Origin of the sequence: Bradyrhizobium sp. CW1 (assembly GCF_023100665.1) — a bacterium.
GTDB lineage: Bacteria > Pseudomonadota > Alphaproteobacteria > Rhizobiales > Xanthobacteraceae > Bradyrhizobium > Bradyrhizobium canariense_D.
Map to the genome: position 1 here is coordinate 2,470,438 of NZ_CP064684.1, position 15,599 is coordinate 2,486,036.

At 63.9% G+C, this 15,599-nt stretch carries 21 protein-coding genes; 8 read left to right on the forward strand and 13 right to left on the reverse strand.

The features are described 5' to 3' along the window. Positions 1-237 precede the first annotated feature (237 nt). The 4 genes from IVB54_RS11895 to IVB54_RS11910 all read left to right on the forward strand — a co-directional run bounded on the left by IVB54_RS11895 (position 238) and on the right by IVB54_RS11910 (position 2,152). The gene (locus tag IVB54_RS11895) at positions 238-630 is read left to right on the forward strand and encodes an EF-hand domain-containing protein (protein ID WP_026233996.1); all 393 of its coding nucleotides are present in this window, start codon (positions 238-240) and stop codon (positions 628-630) included. A 171-nt stretch (positions 631-801) separates the two neighbouring features. Then, entirely contained in the window at positions 802-882 is an 81-nt protein-coding gene (gene pqqA / locus IVB54_RS11900; RefSeq protein ID WP_018460299.1) for a pyrroloquinoline quinone precursor peptide PqqA, read from the forward strand. A 36-nt stretch (positions 883-918) separates the two neighbouring features. Further along, positions 919-1,824 (forward strand): hypothetical protein, encoded by a 906-nt coding sequence (locus IVB54_RS11905; protein ID WP_018460298.1) that lies wholly within the window; start codon positions 919-921, stop codon positions 1,822-1,824. A 118-nt stretch (positions 1,825-1,942) separates the two neighbouring features. Further along, a complete protein-coding gene (locus tag IVB54_RS11910; RefSeq protein ID WP_018460297.1) occupies positions 1,943-2,152 on the forward strand; it encodes a hypothetical protein in 210 nt (69 codons plus the stop codon). Positions 2,153-2,322: 170 nt separating this feature from the next. Here IVB54_RS11910 and IVB54_RS11915 read toward each other — a convergent pair whose 3' ends face one another. From IVB54_RS11915 to IVB54_RS11930, 4 genes are read right to left on the reverse strand one after another with little or no spacing between them, the layout of a single operon-like run. Then, positions 2,323-2,676: a hypothetical protein gene (locus IVB54_RS11915; protein ID WP_018460296.1), complete on the reverse strand. Its 354-nt coding sequence runs from the start codon at positions 2,674-2,676 to the stop codon at positions 2,323-2,325. Positions 2,677-2,723: 47 nt separating this feature from the next. Further along, positions 2,724-3,434, reverse strand: coding sequence for an ABC transporter ATP-binding protein (locus IVB54_RS11920; protein ID WP_018460295.1), 711 nt, complete (start codon positions 3,432-3,434; stop codon positions 2,724-2,726). Further along, positions 3,424-4,161, reverse strand: coding sequence for an ABC transporter permease subunit (locus tag IVB54_RS11925; RefSeq protein WP_018460294.1), 738 nt, complete (start codon positions 4,159-4,161; stop codon positions 3,424-3,426). Before IVB54_RS11925 ends, IVB54_RS11920 begins: the two co-directional genes overlap by 11 nt. A gap of 1 nt (position 4,162) precedes the next feature. Next, positions 4,163-5,143: an ABC transporter substrate-binding protein gene (locus tag IVB54_RS11930; protein WP_204513979.1), complete on the reverse strand. Its 981-nt coding sequence runs from the start codon at positions 5,141-5,143 to the stop codon at positions 4,163-4,165. Positions 5,144-5,231: 88 nt separating this feature from the next. On the opposite strand from IVB54_RS11930, the gene IVB54_RS11935 reads away from it, so the two are divergent. Then, on the forward strand, positions 5,232-5,591 hold the full coding sequence (locus IVB54_RS11935; protein ID WP_018460292.1) for a hypothetical protein: 360 nt from the start codon (positions 5,232-5,234) through the stop codon (positions 5,589-5,591). A 120-nt stretch (positions 5,592-5,711) separates the two neighbouring features. Here the strand turns inward: IVB54_RS11935 and IVB54_RS11940 are convergent, their stop codons facing one another. Continuing rightward, positions 5,712-6,530 (reverse strand): quinoprotein dehydrogenase-associated SoxYZ-like carrier, encoded by an 819-nt coding sequence (locus IVB54_RS11940; protein WP_026233994.1) that lies wholly within the window; start codon positions 6,528-6,530, stop codon positions 5,712-5,714. A gap of 50 nt (positions 6,531-6,580) precedes the next feature. Continuing rightward, positions 6,581-7,504, reverse strand: a complete 924-nt coding sequence (locus tag IVB54_RS11945) for a quinoprotein relay system zinc metallohydrolase 2 (protein WP_026233993.1) — start codon at positions 7,502-7,504, stop codon at positions 6,581-6,583. A gap of 127 nt (positions 7,505-7,631) precedes the next feature. On the opposite strand from IVB54_RS11945, the gene IVB54_RS11950 reads away from it, so the two are divergent. Both IVB54_RS11950 and IVB54_RS11955 read left to right on the forward strand, forming a co-directional pair. Then, positions 7,632-8,513: a substrate-binding domain-containing protein gene (locus tag IVB54_RS11950; RefSeq protein WP_247295105.1), complete on the forward strand. Its 882-nt coding sequence runs from the start codon at positions 7,632-7,634 to the stop codon at positions 8,511-8,513. A 10-nt stretch (positions 8,514-8,523) separates the two neighbouring features. Beyond that, positions 8,524-9,081 carry a PQQ-dependent catabolism-associated CXXCW motif protein gene (locus IVB54_RS11955; RefSeq protein WP_018460288.1) on the forward strand — a complete coding sequence of 186 codons (558 nt, stop codon included), beginning with the start codon at positions 8,524-8,526 and terminating at the stop codon, positions 9,079-9,081. Positions 9,082-9,208: 127 nt separating this feature from the next. On the opposite strand, the gene IVB54_RS11960 is transcribed toward IVB54_RS11955, so the two are convergent. From IVB54_RS11960 to IVB54_RS11985, 6 genes are all read right to left on the reverse strand, one after another. Next, the gene (locus tag IVB54_RS11960) at positions 9,209-9,508 is read right to left on the reverse strand and encodes a copper-binding protein (protein ID WP_007601401.1); all 300 of its coding nucleotides are present in this window, start codon (positions 9,506-9,508) and stop codon (positions 9,209-9,211) included. Between the two features lie 137 nt (positions 9,509-9,645). Beyond that, positions 9,646-10,260, reverse strand: a complete 615-nt coding sequence (locus IVB54_RS11965) for a hypothetical protein (protein WP_026233992.1) — start codon at positions 10,258-10,260, stop codon at positions 9,646-9,648. Then, on the reverse strand, positions 10,257-11,105 hold the full coding sequence (locus IVB54_RS11970) for an ABC transporter permease (RefSeq protein ID WP_247361277.1): 849 nt from the start codon (positions 11,103-11,105) through the stop codon (positions 10,257-10,259). Before IVB54_RS11970 ends, IVB54_RS11965 begins: the two co-directional genes overlap by 4 nt. Next, positions 11,102-11,908 (reverse strand): ABC transporter ATP-binding protein, encoded by an 807-nt coding sequence (locus IVB54_RS11975; protein WP_018460285.1) that lies wholly within the window; start codon positions 11,906-11,908, stop codon positions 11,102-11,104. Before IVB54_RS11975 ends, IVB54_RS11970 begins: the two co-directional genes overlap by 4 nt. Beyond that, positions 11,905-12,885, reverse strand: coding sequence for a YVTN family beta-propeller repeat protein (locus tag IVB54_RS11980; RefSeq protein ID WP_026233991.1), 981 nt, complete (start codon positions 12,883-12,885; stop codon positions 11,905-11,907). Before IVB54_RS11980 ends, IVB54_RS11975 begins: the two co-directional genes overlap by 4 nt. 10 nt (positions 12,886-12,895) lie before the next feature. Continuing rightward, entirely contained in the window at positions 12,896-14,077 is a 1,182-nt protein-coding gene (locus IVB54_RS11985; RefSeq protein WP_018460283.1) for an ABC transporter substrate-binding protein, read from the reverse strand. 127 nt (positions 14,078-14,204) lie between these two features. Between IVB54_RS11985 and IVB54_RS11990 the strand changes: the two genes are divergently transcribed. Beyond that, positions 14,205-14,705, forward strand: coding sequence for a DUF3280 domain-containing protein (locus IVB54_RS11990; protein ID WP_018460282.1), 501 nt, complete (start codon positions 14,205-14,207; stop codon positions 14,703-14,705). 9 nt (positions 14,706-14,714) lie between these two features. On the opposite strand, the gene fghA is transcribed toward IVB54_RS11990, so the two are convergent. Next, entirely contained in the window at positions 14,715-15,560 is an 846-nt protein-coding gene (fghA, locus tag IVB54_RS11995) for an S-formylglutathione hydrolase (RefSeq protein WP_018460281.1), read from the reverse strand. Positions 15,561-15,599: the final 39 nt, after the last annotated feature.

The window sequence follows — 15,599 nt, forward strand, 5'->3', positions numbered from 1 at the left end:
GCGCGGGATGCCGTCACCTGACGGAGACCTGACAAAGCAACTCTCACTTGTGCGCAGGCGCTGAAGAAATTCCGCGGCATGGAGCAGAGCGCGTGCGCCACGGCAGCGGTCGCGCCGACGGGTTCTGCAAGTTGTGCGGTGCGCAGGCTGCAATTCGGGACTTGAACCGAGGCTCGCTTGTGGACTTATGTCGTTTCGATCCGGTTCGAATCGGAGCTCTTGGTGAGGGAGGTTTTCATGATATCGCGTCGCTCTGTTGCACTTGCGCTCACGATTGCACTGCTGTCCGGTCCGGCATGGTCGGCCTCCGGCAACGCGGTCAAGACGTTCGATACCGACAATGACGGCACCCTCGATCTTGCCGAGGTGAAGAAGGCGGCGGCGGCGTTGTTCGCCAAGCTCGATCCCGATCACGACGGCACGCTCGACGCCCGCGAATTGCGCGGACGGTTAACAGCGAAAGAACTCGCCGCCGCCGATCCCGATCGCGACGGGACTCTCACGCTCGACGAATATCTCTCGGTGGTGGAGCAGCGCTTCAACGCGGCGAATCCCGACAAGGATGGAACGCTGGATGCGAAGGAGCTGAACTCGCGCGCCGGTCGCGCGCTGCTGCGCTTGTTGCGGTGAGAACCGCGCCGCTTGACTGGGAGCGAAGGCGAGTTGCCCGAGAGAGAAATTTGCAAGCGCGATGCGACAGTTCGCTGTGTCAACGGTGCGATTCCAGACTTGCGCTGTGGCTGACGCAGCCCTAGGTTTTCGCCGGCGCGATGTCGCGCTCAATCCCTTGGGAGTCCCCGAATGGCCTGGAAAGCTCCGAAGATCGTGGAAGTGCCGGTCGGCATGGAAATCAACATGTACGCCTGCGCTTTGCGCAAGTAAGACCACAAGTAAGACTGACGACCTGCCGCGGCTTCGATGGCAACCACCGTCGAAGCCGTGGTAGTGTCGGGGATGCGCGCGAGAGCCCTTACATTCTGGACCATAGCCGCCTGCACCGTCGCGCTCGCGCCGGCATGCGTCCGCGCCGAAGAGGGCTTCGATACCGAACACATCTTCGGCTTCATGATCGGTACCGATGTCGGCAATCCCGGCGAGCGCGAATTCCAGACTCAGACGACAGGCCGATTCGGCAAAGGAGGCGGGACCTATCGCGCCCTCTCGCAGGAGGTCGAGATCGAGATCGTGCCGCTGCCGAACTTTCGCATCGAGGTCGGCGGCACTGCCACCCTGCACGACATCACCGGCGTCCCCGACATCGGCGACCGCCGCCAGTTCAATTTTCAGGGCGCTTCGCTCGACCTGCGCTATCGCCTGCTCGATCGCGAGCGCGCGCCATTCGGGTTGACCGTCGCCGCCGAACTCCATGGCGACCGCATCGACGAGACTTCTGGAGCAAAAGGGCGGATGTACGGTACCGATTTCACGCTCGCCTTCGATCGCGAGCTGATCCCGAACTTCGCCATCGGGGCGCTCAACCTGATCTATCAACCCGAATGGGCGCGTTTCGAAATGGCGGGACTGTCCGAAAAGAGTTCGACCATCGGCGCGGCCTTCGCCGGCCTGGTGCGCGTGCGGCCCGATGTGCTGCTCGGCGGCGAGGTGCGCTACTTCCGGCAGTACGAAGGCATCGGCCTCGGCGAGTTCGCAGGACAGGCGCTCTTCGTCGGTCCGACCGCTTATTTCCAGCTTTCCGAGCGCTCGCGCCTGACCATGAGCTGGAGCATGCAGGCATGGGGCCGGCCGGCCGGATCGGGCGGCAATCTCGACCTCGTCAATTTCGAGCGCCACCAGGCAAGGCTGGTCTTTGGAGTTAATTTCTAGCGCTCGGGGAGAGTTGACAGGCAATTCCCGCTTTATTTCGGGCGGCCGGATTGAAACTTCCCGCTCATCGGAACGTAATCTTTTGTGCTAACTTCATCGCCTCTGCGAGGATCCCGGCATGAATCCGATCGACCTGGTGGTGACTGTGTGTGCGTTGCTCTCGCCAGCGACCTGCGAGGAGCAACATCTGGTGTTCAACTATGCGGGGTCGCCGACGCAATGCGCGATGGCTGCGCCGCCCTATATCGCGCAATGGATTGGTGACCATCCGAAGTGGCAGGCGGTGCGGTGGCGCTGCGAATATCCGCATCCGAACGACAAGGCGTAAAGCCCTGAGCTGCGTTGCCGGTCGCGACTGGCTTAGGTCCTCATCCTGAGGAGCTTGCGAAGCAAGCGTCTCGAAGGATGGCCGCAGGGCGACAGACGGGCCTGCATGGTTCGTGACGCGCGTTCCGCGCTCCTCACCATGAGGGGATAACGCTCGTAACGCAGCCCCCGTTACTTGCTGCAGTCCTTCAGATCCTTGTCGGCGATCGAGAACACCGCATCCGCCTTGATCTCGATGTCGCGCACGATGCATTGCCGCGCATTGGGATAGCTGACCCTGGCGTCGTAGCGGCCGGGCTCGACGCCGGTGATGCGCAGCCGCTCGTCGTGGTCGACCTCCTTGTCTTTGTCGTTCAGGCACTGGTTCGGCCCCCACTCGGTCTTCCCGGCCGGGGAGAGCTGGAAGCCGGAGATCGCCTCCGTCGTCAGATTCCAGAGCCGGATACCCTTGCCCTTGGCCTGGGCGAGCGCCGCGCCCGGCATCGCAACCAACAGGATGCCGATCGCAATCAGCGTACGCCGCATGATGACCCTCCCGCGAAGATGTCGTTGGTCCAATTGACCATGAGTTCTCATTGCGATTCAAGCTGCAACGCCGCGAGCTCGGCCCTGATCTTGCCGAGTTCGGCCTCGCTGCGCTCCGCGCGCGGGATGGCAATCGGCACCTCGCGCACGATGCGCGCCGGTCGCGGCGACAGCAAGAACAGGCGGTCGCCGAGCCGGATCGCGTCATCCAGACTGTGGGTGACGAGCAACGTCATCACCGGACGGCGCGCCACCAGCGTCGCGATCTCGTCGCGCAAACGGCCGGCGAGTGCGTCGTCGAGCGAGGCGAGGGGCTCGTCGAGCACGAGCAGGTCAGGCTCGACGGCAAAGGCGCGAGCGAGCGCGACGCGCCGGGCGAGGCCAAGCGACAGCTCGCCTGGAAAATGACTGCGATGCGCGTCCAGCTCCAGGATCCTGAACAGCTCGGCGAGCTTGGCGTCGGTGACATCGGGTGCCGCAAGCCGCACATTCTGCTCGACCGAGCGCCATGGCAGCAGCCGCGGCTCCTGGAAAACCATACCGATCCGCGCTTCCGGCGGGCGCGAGACGCGTCCCTCGAAATCGCGGTCGAGGCCGAGGATAATGCGCAGCATCGTGCTCTTGCCGCAGCCGGACGGTCCGATCAGCACGCCGACCTCGCCGGATTGAAGCGCGAAGCTGACCGGCGCGAGCACCTCCTGCGTCCCGCCCGCGGCACTCTTGAACCTCTTGCCTGTGATATCGACCTCAAGCCGCACGGGGTCGCCATCGTGTTGCGCGGGCTTCGAACGGTTGCACCAGCGCGGTCTCGATCACGAGCACGACGGCGGCGAAGGTTAGCGAATAGGCCAGCAGCCGCGGCGTGTCGAACAGCTGGAAGGCGACGCCGATCTCGAAGCCGACGCCGTTGGGTCGCCCCAGGAGTTCGGCGACCAGCACGATCTTCCACACCAGCGACAATCCGGAGCGGGCTGAGGCTGCGATATAGGGCGCCAGTTGCGGCAGCACGACGTGGCGGAAAGCGCGCCAGCGCGGCATCGCGAACACGCTCGCCATCTCGTCGAGCGAGCGGTCGAGCGCGCGCGCGCCCTCGCGCAGGGTGACGATGGCGGTCGGCAACTTGTTGATGGCGATCGCCGCGATCGCTGCGGCTTCGGTGAGCCCGGCCCAGATATAGGCCAGCACGATCACGACCAGCGCGGGCAGGTTCAGGAGCAGGATTAGCCAGGGATCGCCGAGCCGGTCGGCGAGCTTCACCCGTCCCATCAGATAGCCGATGGCGCTGCCGAGCGACATCGCCAGCACGAAGGCGAGGCTTACGCGGGCAAGCGTTGCGCCGAGATGCAGGAACAGCGCGCCGCTCGATGCTTCCGCGACGACGACGTCGAGCACGGCGGGCGGGGAGGGCAGCTTCGCGGCGCCGACGAAGAGGGCGGCGATCCACCAGATCGCGAGCAACAGGGCAAACGACAGAAGACGCAGCACCTCACTCCCCGGCAACTGCGTGAAAGAACGTGCCGGGATCGAGCTCGGCAGCCGGGCCGACGAGGTCGCGGCCGCCGGTCTCGGCCAGCACGCGGTAGAGCACGCGCGCGTCCCTTTCTTCGTCATCGATGCTCCGGCGCGGAATGCCGTCGCGATAGCGCTCGCGATAAGTCTTGAGCAGGGTGGCATCGCTCGTGCCGGTGAGCGGTGCGATCTTGTCCCAGGCGGCATCGGAGGTCACCAGCAGCTGCTTGGCCTTGCGGGTCATCGCGATGAAGCGCGCCACCGCATCGCGATGACTTGCCGCCCAGGTTTCGTCGAAGACATAGCCGACCGCGGAGACCGCGCCCTTGGCGCCGAGTTTCGGCAATATGTCCTCGATACCGGCAAGGCGTCTAAAACCCTTGGCCTCCAGCTGTGCGCAGAAATTCCAGAAATTGAGGCTCGCATCCATCTCGCCGTCGAGCGCCTTGGCGGCGAGCAGAGGCGGAGCACCATAGACGATGGTCGCCTCCGATTTCAGGTCGATGCCGTCCTGCTTCATGCGCGCCTGGAGCAGCAGCCAGCTCTTGTCGATGGGACCGCCGCCGACGGCGAGCTTGCGGCCCTTCAAGTCGGCGAGCGACTTGATCGGCGAGGAGGCCGGCACCATCACCGCGCCGAGCGCGCTGGAATAGGGATAGAAGGTGAGCTTGGCGCCAAGCGTGCGCTCGCGAGACACCCACAGCCAGTCGGAGAGGATGATGTCGGCATTGCCGGCGCGCAGCGCGATCTTGCCGGCCTCGGGGCTCGCAAGCTCGGCGACGTCGAGCGACAGGTCGGCCTCCTTGTCGAGGCCGTTGGCGCGGATCGCGGCCAGCTCCCAGGAGAATGTTCCGGTCTTCTGCACCGCAAGGCGAATCGTATCCGCGGCGCGGCCGGGCCCGGTTAGCGTCAGCGCCAGCGCCACCGCGAGCGCCAATGATCCACCAAATGTTCTCATCACGTTGTGAGCCGTTTCCTCTGACAGAAGTGCTTTTCAGGACAATACGCATAGCATAGCTTCCGTCGCAACCAGCGGGAGGACGCTCATGAATCTGGCCGGACAGCTACGACCGATTGTCGCCGCATTGGCGGTGTGGGCTGCGACCGCGCTCGCCGCGCAGGCTGAACAGGCCAATGATTATCCGACGTCGGCGCGTGCCGAGTATGTCTATGGCTGCATGAAGGCGAATGGCGAGAGCCGGCAGGCGATCGAACAATGTTCCTGCTCGATCGACGTGGTGGCCTCGATCGTGTCCTATGAGCGCTACGTTACCGCAGAAACCGCGCTCAGCATGTCCCAGGTCCGCGGCAATCTCGGCGTCCAGTTCCGCACCTCGGAGCAGGCGAACTCGGCCGTGAATGATTTGAGGCGTGCCCAGGCGGAAGCCGAGGTGAGGTGTTTCTGACCGCTTGGTTGTACGACCACCGTATTCGTCATGCCCGGGCTTGTCCCCGGGCATCCACGTCTTGGCGGCACCTAAGATCGTGGATGGCCGGGACAAGCCCGGCCATGACGACCGGGAGCCTCACGTCCCCGGCTTCTCCACGTCCCACTCGTTCCGGAACACGTGTCCGTCCGTGTCCTTGGCTTCCGCGCGAAAACGCCTGGCGCCGTTGGATACATAGGTGAAGCGCAGATTTGGATCTTCCGAGATCGAGATGCCGCCTTCCATCGACAGCACGGGGCTGTCGTCCTGCGTCAGCTTGAGCTGGTTGATGAAGAAGGCGGGAATGTAGAGCTGTGTGACCTGGTCCATCTGCAGGCCGGAATTGTTGGGATGGCCGATCATGATCTGCGCTTCCCGCATGCGGCTCGCCGGGGCCTCCTCGCGCGCGAATTGGCGGTAGCGCATCTGGCCGAGCCGGTTCTGGGCCTCCTCGGCATTCTTCCCTGCTGGTGCCGAGCAGCCGCCGGAGGCCTTCACGTAGACTTTCGAGACATAGAGCTGGCCATCGCTGAGCTCGGCCACCGCATGAACGTCGGTGTAATTGTTGACGCGCACGCGGGTCGAGATTTCAGTGACGTTGGCATCCGGTCCGAGCTCGAACTTCGCCGCCATCGGCGCGGGATTACGATCGATCACCAGCGTGATCGAACGGATGCGGCGGGCATCGCCGGGCGAGAGCTTGCTGCGCAGGGTCACCGGCACGATGGCCGCGTCTTCGGCACGATACGGCATCTCGATTCCAATGACATTGCCGCCGTCATTCATCGGACGGCTGCTGAAGATGTCCTGCACCAGGCCCGGCCAGGGATCGTAAGCCTCTTCCGCCTGCGCCGGCACGGCGAATGCAATGCCGAGGAGCAGGGCGATCAGAGGCAGTCGGCGCGTGCATCCCGTCATGGTCATGGTCCCGCGGACGAAGCAACGTTTCACGCATCGTAGCGCGTCCGCTACTCCCATTCAATTTCCGAAAATGCTGCGGTTGCGTTGCGGGCGTTGTAGTCGTCGAACAGCTCCCAGTGCGGCCGTTCCGAGGCGGCGGCCCTGTCTGCAGCGGTTCGGATCGGCTCGCCCTTCTTGTTCGACGCCCGGATGTCCGCCAGCAGTGCCGTCAGATAGCGCCGTTCATCGGTCAGCGCGGCAGGCCATTCACTCACAGGTCCGTGACCGGGAACGACGCGCTGCGCCGGAATGCTCTCGAGTTCCGCGAGGATGCGAAGCCAGCCGCGAATGCTGCCGTCCATCACCGGAATATGGCGGAGGAAGATGAGGTCGCCAGTGAACAGCGTCTTCGTCATCTCATCGAACACGGTCAGGTCATTGTCGCTGTGCCCGGCCGGCCAAGCCCGCAGGTTGAGGCGGCGCGCACCGAGATCGAGCATCAGGGTGTCCGTGACGAGCATTGTGGGCGGCACGATTTTCACGGGAGATATCAACTCGTCGCCCATGATGCGCCTAAAATTGTCGAGATAGTACGGCCCACGGGCAGCGAGCGCCCGCGGCAATCGGCTGTGACCGACGAAAATGGTGTCCCCGGCGACGAAAGCCGCATTGCCGAAAACATGGTCGGGATGGCCGTGGGTATTGATGACGTAGCGGATCGGCTTGCTGGTGCGGGCCCGCACCGCCGCCAGCAGCGCCTCGCCCTCGCGAACGCTACCGCCGGTATCAATCACGGCCACCGCATCTTCGCCCACGATGAAGCCGACATTGGCGATGTCGCCCTCGTTCTCGCGGGTCATCAGGGCGATGGTCCCGGAGTGTACGAAGATTCCCGGCGCGACTTCGCTCACAGGCAATTCGGCCGCTGCGGCGCATGCTAGCGTCGCTGTTACCAGGGACAAGGCTGCGATCACGAGAGCGATGCGAGACACTTTTCAGCCTCAGTTCAAAGGTTGCGCGCATTGCACTGCAACAAAGAAAGCCAGCACAAAGTCTGGCAAAACATGGCGCGTCATGCGTTGCATGGCTAGCATTCAAACAAGCCTAGGAGGAAGCGCGATGACGGAGGCCGGACGACATCGTCGCTGGTTGCTTTCACTGAGTATCCTGGTTGCGTCTTGCGCGTTCGGCGACGTCGCCATAGCGCAGACCAACGAGACGGGTGACCTCTCGTTCGAACTGGTCGACCCCAAGGTGCTACGCGTCTGTTCCGACCCGCGCAATCTGCCGTTCTCGAATGAGAAGGGCGAGGGGTTCGAGAACAAGCTTGCCGAGCTGTTTGCGGACAAGCTCCAGAAGAAGCTCGACTATGTCTTTTTTCCGCAAGCCACCGGCTTCGTGCGCATGACGCTCGGCTCGCATCGCTGCGACGTCATCATGGGCTTCCCCCAAGGCGATGACCTCGTGCAAGGCACCAATCCCTACTACCGCACGAGCTATGCCTTGGTCGCGAAAGCAGGTAGCGGGCTGGAGGAGGTCGACACGCTGGAGGATGCCAGGCTCAAGGGCAAGCATGTCGGCATCGTCGCCGGCACGCCGCCTGCGACCAACATGGCCATTGCGGGACTGATGGGTGATGCAAAGCCCTATCCGCTCATGATCGACACGCGCTACGACAATTCGGCGCAGGCAATGATCGATGATCTCACGGCGGGCAAGATCGACGCCGGCGTGCTGTGGGGACCGATGGCAGGGTTCTACGCGAAGAAGGCGGGGTCGCTTCATGTCACGCCGCTGGTGAAGGAAACCACCGGGCCAAAACTGGTCTATCGCATCGGCATGGGCGTGCGTGGCGCCGACCAGAACTGGAAGCGGCAGCTCAACAAGCTGATCCAGGAGAACCAGGGCGAGATCAACAAGATCCTGCTCGATTTCGGCGTGCCGCTGCTGGACGAGAACGATCGGCCGCTTGGCGCGGAGACGACCAAGAAGGCACCATGAGGCAGACGCCATGAGGCGGCACCTTGCGGCTGCGCTGGTCGGCGCCGTGCTGGTGGCGCCGGTCGTTGCGCAGCAGCAGGAGCCGTTCGAGCCCGAAGGCTATCGCACCGACAACTACCGCGCGCCCGTGCCGCCGACGCTCGGCGGCGCGCGCGTGCTGTCGACGTCAGAAGCCGAGGCGATTTGGCGCGCGAAGAGCGGCGCCTTCATCGACGTGCTGCCGCGCGCGCCGAAGCCGAAAAACCTTCCCGCGGGTACCGTTTGGCGCGAGGCGCCGCGCAAAAATATTCCGGGCAGCATCTGGCTGCCGGATACCGGCTACGGCACGCTGCCGCCCGCCATGGACGACTATTTCCAGCGCGGCCTGGCGCGTGCATCACACGGCGATAAGAACGCGCTGCTCGTGATCTATTGCCTGGCCGATTGCTGGATGTCCTGGAACGCCGCCAAGCGCGCGCTCGCGTATGGCTACTCCAACATCGCCTGGTATCCCGATGGCACCGACGGCTGGGAGCGTGCAAAGCTTCCTACTGAGGAGGCGCAGCCCGAGCCGCGGCCGGAGCAATAGGCAAGAGATCGTCATGCCTGGGCTTGCCCGGGCATCCACGTTCTTGGTGCCTCGTGGCTGTGCGTGGATGGCCGGGACAAGCCCGGCCATGACGCCCTGTCGCACGTGGGAAGAGGCGAGGAAAAGCTTACTGCTTCTGCAACTTCGTCAGCGTGCCCGTCCCGTTATTGTCGGTCGCAGAGTAGCTCACCCTGTCGCCGGCGTGGACGGCGTCGAGCATCGCGGCATCCTTGGCCTTATACTCCTGGAGCGCGCCGGCGCCGCCTGCGCTGCCGCCGACTGTGCCCTTCTGCGTCTGCTGGATCGAAATCGTGCTGTTGAGCCGATCTATCCGGGTGACCATTCCGGTCAGATCGTCAGCGAATGCGCTGCTTGCGAGCATGCTGATGGCTGCAGCGCCTGCGAGGATGAATTTCGTGGTTCCCATCGAGGCCTCCCGATGCCTTGGATTACCCGTCGACAAGACATCCTAGACCGATTTGGTTCCGGCATATAGCACGGCGGCAGGTTAATGATCGCCATGGAGGCGCGGGAACCGGCCGCAAGCGGTCAATGAGGCTGACTCTATTCCATTTCCTGCTGGATCACGCGTCCAAGCGCAAACAGCCGCTGGTCGATGGTGGTGGGAACCTCGCAGACGAATCGCACCACCTTGTGGCGGTCCTCGAAAATGCGAGTCTTCCAGATCAGCTCGTTGCTGAGCGCATCGACCTTAGCCTCGTCGCGCGGCGTGGCGCCTTGGAGCGCCTGAAGCTGGACGCTCTCCTCGCGGATCTTGTCGGCGGCTTCGCGCTGCTTGCGGCTGACGCGTTCCAGCCCGCTCATGACCTGCGAGCGCTGAGCGTTGAGCGTGTCGAACAGGCCTGCGAACAGCAGTTTTGCGTTCGTGGTCTTGTCGGCCGCGGAGCCCGCCAAAAACTCCTTCACCAACTTCTCGCCCTCGTCCAGCGGCGTCTTGCGTGCCGACAGTTTGGCGACCAGCGCGCTGACCTTGGCGTCGTCCTTCCATTTGTTCTGCACGTCGTCGAGCGGAGGACCGGCCCATACGGCGGCGAGCGAAATTTCCGGCACTTTGGCCTGCGTGCAGGGCCAATCCGGATAGCGCGGATCGGCCGCGCGTGCCGCCGTGCTCGCGGCTGCGAGCATCAGAGCGGCCATGGCCAGAACCCGAACCGTCATCCTTCGCCTCCCGCAGGCCCCCGTCGCGCCAGCCCGCGCGAGGGATCATAGGCCAGAATCGCGCCGATCATGAAGACGATTGTGCAGGTCGCGACCACCGCCAGCGAGATCCAGTTGATCTGTCCGTACAGCGCGAAGCGGATCAGCTCGACCGCATGGGTGAACGGATTGGCCTCGCAAACATAGTAGAGATATGGGCTGCCCTCCTGCACCCGCCAGAGCGGGTAGAGTGCCGATGAAGCGAAGAACATCGGGAAAATGACAAAATTCATCACGCCGGCAAAGTTCTCCAGCTGCTTGATGCCGGAGGAGATCAGCATGCCCAGCGAGCCCAGCATCAGTCCGGACAGGATCAGGGCCGGCAGCACGGTGAGATAGCCCGATAGGGGAGGGGTGATGTCCCAGAACCAGGCTATCAGCAGGAACGCGTAGACCTGGAGCAGCGACACCGCGGTGCCCGCGAGCAGCTTGCAGAACAACAGGTAGGCGCGCGGCAGTGGGCTCACCAGCAGCGTGCGCATGTTCCCCATCTCACGGTCATAGACCATCGAGAGCGAGGACTGCATGCCGTTGAAGAGCTGGATCATGGCCATCAGCCCCGGCGCGATGAAGACCTCGTAGAGGATGTAGGTCTCGTAGGGCGGGATGATGGAGATGCCGAGCACCTGGCGGAAACCGGCGGCGAAGATGAACAGCCAGACCAGCGGCCGCACCAGCGCCGAGACGAACCGCTCGCGCTGGTGCAGGAAGCGCAGTCCCTCGCGCCAGACAATGCCCGTGAGGCAGGTCATGTATTCGGCGGCCGAGAAGCCGCGCTGCGCCTCGCGCGTGGTGATGCTGCTCATGCGCCGCCGCCCGGCAGGGTCTGCGCGCCGGTCAGGCGCATGAAGGCGGTGTTGACGTCCTGCGCGCCGGCTTCCGCGACGACGCGGCTCATCGGTCCCTGCGCCAGCACCTTGCCCTGATGCAGCACCACGAGATCGTCACCGGCCATGATTTCGTCGAACAGATGCGTGGCCCAGAGTACGCCGATGCCTTGCTCGCTCACGAGCTGGCGCACATGGCTGATGATGTCGGCGCGCGCCTTGACGTCGAGGCCGACGGTCGGCTCGTCCAGCAAGAGCAGGCGCGGCCGGTGCAGCAGCGCCCGGGCGATCTCCAGCCGCCGCATCTGCCCGCCCGAGAGATCGCGCACCTTGCTGCCGGCGCGCTCGGTAAGCCCGATGCGACCGAGCAGCTCGGCGGCTCGAGCGCCGGCTTCGCGGCGGCTGATGCCGTGGAGTGCGGCGTGATAGAGCAGGTTCTGCGTCAGCGACAGATCGAGATCGAGCGTGCGCGGCTGGAACACGACGCCGAGCAACCGCAGCGCCTCGCCGGGACTCTTGCTGATGTCATGGCCGAAAATGCCGACGCGGCCGGACTGGATGCCGAACAGGCGCGTGATCAGCGAGAACAGCGTGCTCTTGCCCGCCCCGTTGAGGCCAAGCAGGGCCGTGAAGCTCGCGGGCTGCACGTTGAAGGACACGTCCATCAGCGCGCGGCGCGGTCCATAGGCGTGGCTGACGTCGTCGATCGATAGCGCGGGCACGGTCGCCGGATCGGGCCTTGGTGTTTCGCGTTGTTCGGCGATGGGAACAGGGCTGGTCATGGCGCGATCGTGATACCCCAGGGCAGTTCGCCCACTTGAATGGTCTTGATCACCTTTTGCGCGGCGACGTCGATGACGGAGACGTCGTTCGAGACGCCATTGGTGGTGAGCAGAAATTTTTCGTCCGGGGTGAATGCCATGTGCCAGACCCGCTGTCCCACCAGCAGATATTTCGTCACCTTGCGCGAGGCGGTATCGACCACGGCGACGCGATTGGCGGGACCGAGCGCGATGAAGGCGGTCTTGTCGTCCCGGGTCATGCCGATGCCAACGGGCTGGATCGCCTCTTTCCTCAACCCCGGAATCTCGAAATTGATCTTGCCGGTCACCTCGTGCTTTCCGGGGTCGATGATCGAGACGGTGCCGCCGATCTCCGAGGACACCCACAATTCGGAAGCGTCGTGCTTGAATTCGGCAAAGCGCGGTCGCGCGTCGACCAGCACGTTGGCGACGATCTGGCGCGACGACGTGTCGATGAAATGCGCCATGTTGGTGGTCTCGGACGTGTTGATCAGCGTCTTGCCGTCCGGGCTGATGGTCATGCCCTCGGGCTCGACGCCGACCTGGATGTCGCCAAGGCGAGCGCGCTTCTCGAGGTCGATCACGGTCACTGTGTTGTCGTTCTCGTTGGCGACATAGAGGACCTTGCCGGCGGCATCCTGGGCGAACAATTCAGGGTCGGGACCGGAGGGCAGGCTGTCCACCACGGTTTGCGTCTTCGCGTCGATCATCTGGATCGTGTCGTCGTCGCCGACCGCGACCATCACGAACTTTCCGTCGCGCGTGAAGTCGATGCCACGCGGGCGCTGGCCGACCTTGATGGTCTTGGTCACCGTCCAGCTTTCGGTATCGATCACCGACACCGTGTTGCTCTTCTCGTTCGAGACATAGGCGATGAACGCATGCGCCGGCGCTGCCGCCAGCGCCAATCCGGACAGCAACCCAACACGCCACGCGCGGAACGTCCAAGTCCTCACTTTAATGTCCTCACTTCAGCTTGCATTTGCTCTCCGGGCGGTCATAGCCGAGCGTGTCGAGCTCGGAGACCTGGTGCAGGAAACCTTCTTGCGGCGACACCGACACCACCATGCGGCCATCGACCAGCAGGATCGGCTGGCGCAGCTGCAGGTTCCAGTCGCGCAAGGTCAGCTTCGTGCCCTTGAAGGCGGCGACCGAGAACTCCGGGCCCTTGATGAAATCGGTGACCTTCTTGACCTCGCCGGAATTGGTGCGCGACGTGGCCTCTCCGATCATGCGCACGGCGGTCCACGCCTGCATGTCGAGCGCAGTCATCCGCCGCGCGTTGAGCTTGACGAAGCGGTTCTGCATCTGGATCGCGCCCCACTGGTCCTGCGCAGCGTCCCAGCTCCGCGGCACGAGGCCGGCCGAGCCCGCGACAGGCCGTGGATCCCAGGTGCGATAGGGCAGGTAGGCGCCGAACACCTCGCTCTCGTCAGCGGCGACCAGTACATCATAGGCCGGAGCTTGTTGCGTGAACACCGGCATCTGCCGCTGGATCAGCGTCACGCCGGAGTCCGTGCGGCGCGCGCCGCCTTTGTCTTCGAAGCTGCGCTCCTGCACGATCTTGGCGCCGAACCGCGTCGCGGTGCGCCGGAGCGCATCGGCGAACAGTCTGTCCTCGTCATGCGAGCCAACCACGAGCAGCCAGCGCTTCCATTGCTTCCACACCAGATACTGACCGAGCGCATCGGCCAGCATTGCGCGCGTCGGCGCGGTGTGGATGACGTTGGCACGGCAATCGGCCTCGCGCAGCCGCTCGTCGATCGCGCCGGCGTTGAACAGCAACGTGCCGCGCTCGCGCAGGGCGTCGGCGACCTTCAGCAGCGTGTCGGCCGGCAGGTCGGCGATGATGAAGCCGTTGCGTGCGGCGAGCTCTGTCGCGGCCTGCACGGCATCTTCGCCCTCCTTGATACGACGCTCCTCCAGCGCAAATCGCTGGTTGAGGAATTTGCCGGTAGTGTTGTTGTCCTCGATGGCCAGGCGTGCGCCGGCGACGCCGTCATTCTCCGCGGGCTGCTCGACCAGCGACAGCGTTGATCTGGTGCCGGCGATTCCGAGATAGCCGACGCCGATCATGACAGGGTCGGCTGCGAGCGCACTCGTCGCAGCAAAACCCAGGCAGATCAGGCCGACCAACCATCGGATCATGTTTCCTCCAGATGTTCTCCCCGGCTTGACCGCCGATGGAGAATTGTCTCTGCTAAAGCATGACCGATTTGTCAGGGCATGCAACCCCGCATTTCGTCCTCACGCCGCCACGCCGGGAATCACGATCATGCGAGCGCTGATATGTTTCGCCGCTTTGCTGTTGACGGGCTCGGCCGCATTCGCCGATCCGCCGAAACTCGCGGTGTTCGATTTCGAACTGATCGACACCAGCCTGCCTGGCGAGTTCTACGGCTCCAAGCCCGAGGAAGCGCGGCTCGACCTCATCAGCGAGCAGTTGCGCAAGGCACTGGTTGAGTCAGGCAGGTTCCAGCTGATCGATATTGCGCCGGTCCGGGATGCGGCCCGTCACGCCAATCTGCAGGCCTGCGGCGGCTGCGACCTCAAGCTTGCCGGGCAGCTGGGTGCCGATTTGGAAATCACTGGCATGGTGCAGAAGGTCTCGAACCTGATCATCAATCTGAACATCTACCTGCGCGACGTGAAGACCGGCAACATGATCACGGCCGCCAGCGCCGATATGCGCGGCAACACCGATGAATCCTGGACGCGCACGATGAGCTATCTGATCCGCAACCGCTTGCTGGCGCCGAACTACGGCAAGCCGTGAGGGAGATATTTACCCCTTCAATCGCTCCGCATGCCAGTGCAGGTGATCGCCCATGAAGGTCGAGATGAAGTAATAGCTGTGGTCGTAGCCCGCCTGCCGCCGCAGCGTCAGCGGAATGTTGGCCTTGGCACAGGCCGCCTGCAGCAATTCAGGACGAAGCTGCTCTTTCAAAAAGTTATCGGCCTCGCCGACGTCGACGAGGAAGCCTGAAAACTTCGCGCCGTCCTCGATCAGCGCCACCGTGTCGTGGCTGCGCCAAATGTCCTTGTTCGGCCCGAGATAGCCGGTCAACGCCTTGATGCCCCAGGGCACGAGCGACGGCGCGACGATCGGCGCAAAGGCGCTGGCCGCGCGAAAACGGTGCGGGTTGCGCAGCGCGACCGTCAGCGCGCCATGGCCGCCCATCGAATGGCCCATCACCGATTGGCGCTTCGCATCGACCGGAAAATTTTCCGCCACGAGTTTCGGCAGTTCGTCGGTGACGTAGCTCCACATGCGATAATTGCTTGAAAACGGCGCTTCCGTCGCGTCGACATAGAAGCCGGCGCCAAGACCGAAATCATAGGCATTATTGGCATCGCCGGGCACGTCGGGGCCTCGCGGGCTGGTGTCGGGCGCGACGAAGATCAAGCCGAGCTCGGCGCAGGCTTTGCGGAATTCGCCCTTCTCGGTGACGTTGGCGTGCGTGCAGGTGAGGCCGGAGAGATACCAGACCACAGGCAGCTTGGCGCCCTGTGCGTGCGGGGGAACATAGACCGAGAACGTCATGTCGGTTCCGGTCGCCTGGCTGGCATGGCGATACACGCCCTGCACGCCGCCATAGGATGTATTGGTCGAGACAGTCTGGATCGTCATGCCGTTATGCTCCGTGGCATCAAACCACATCAGGATTGC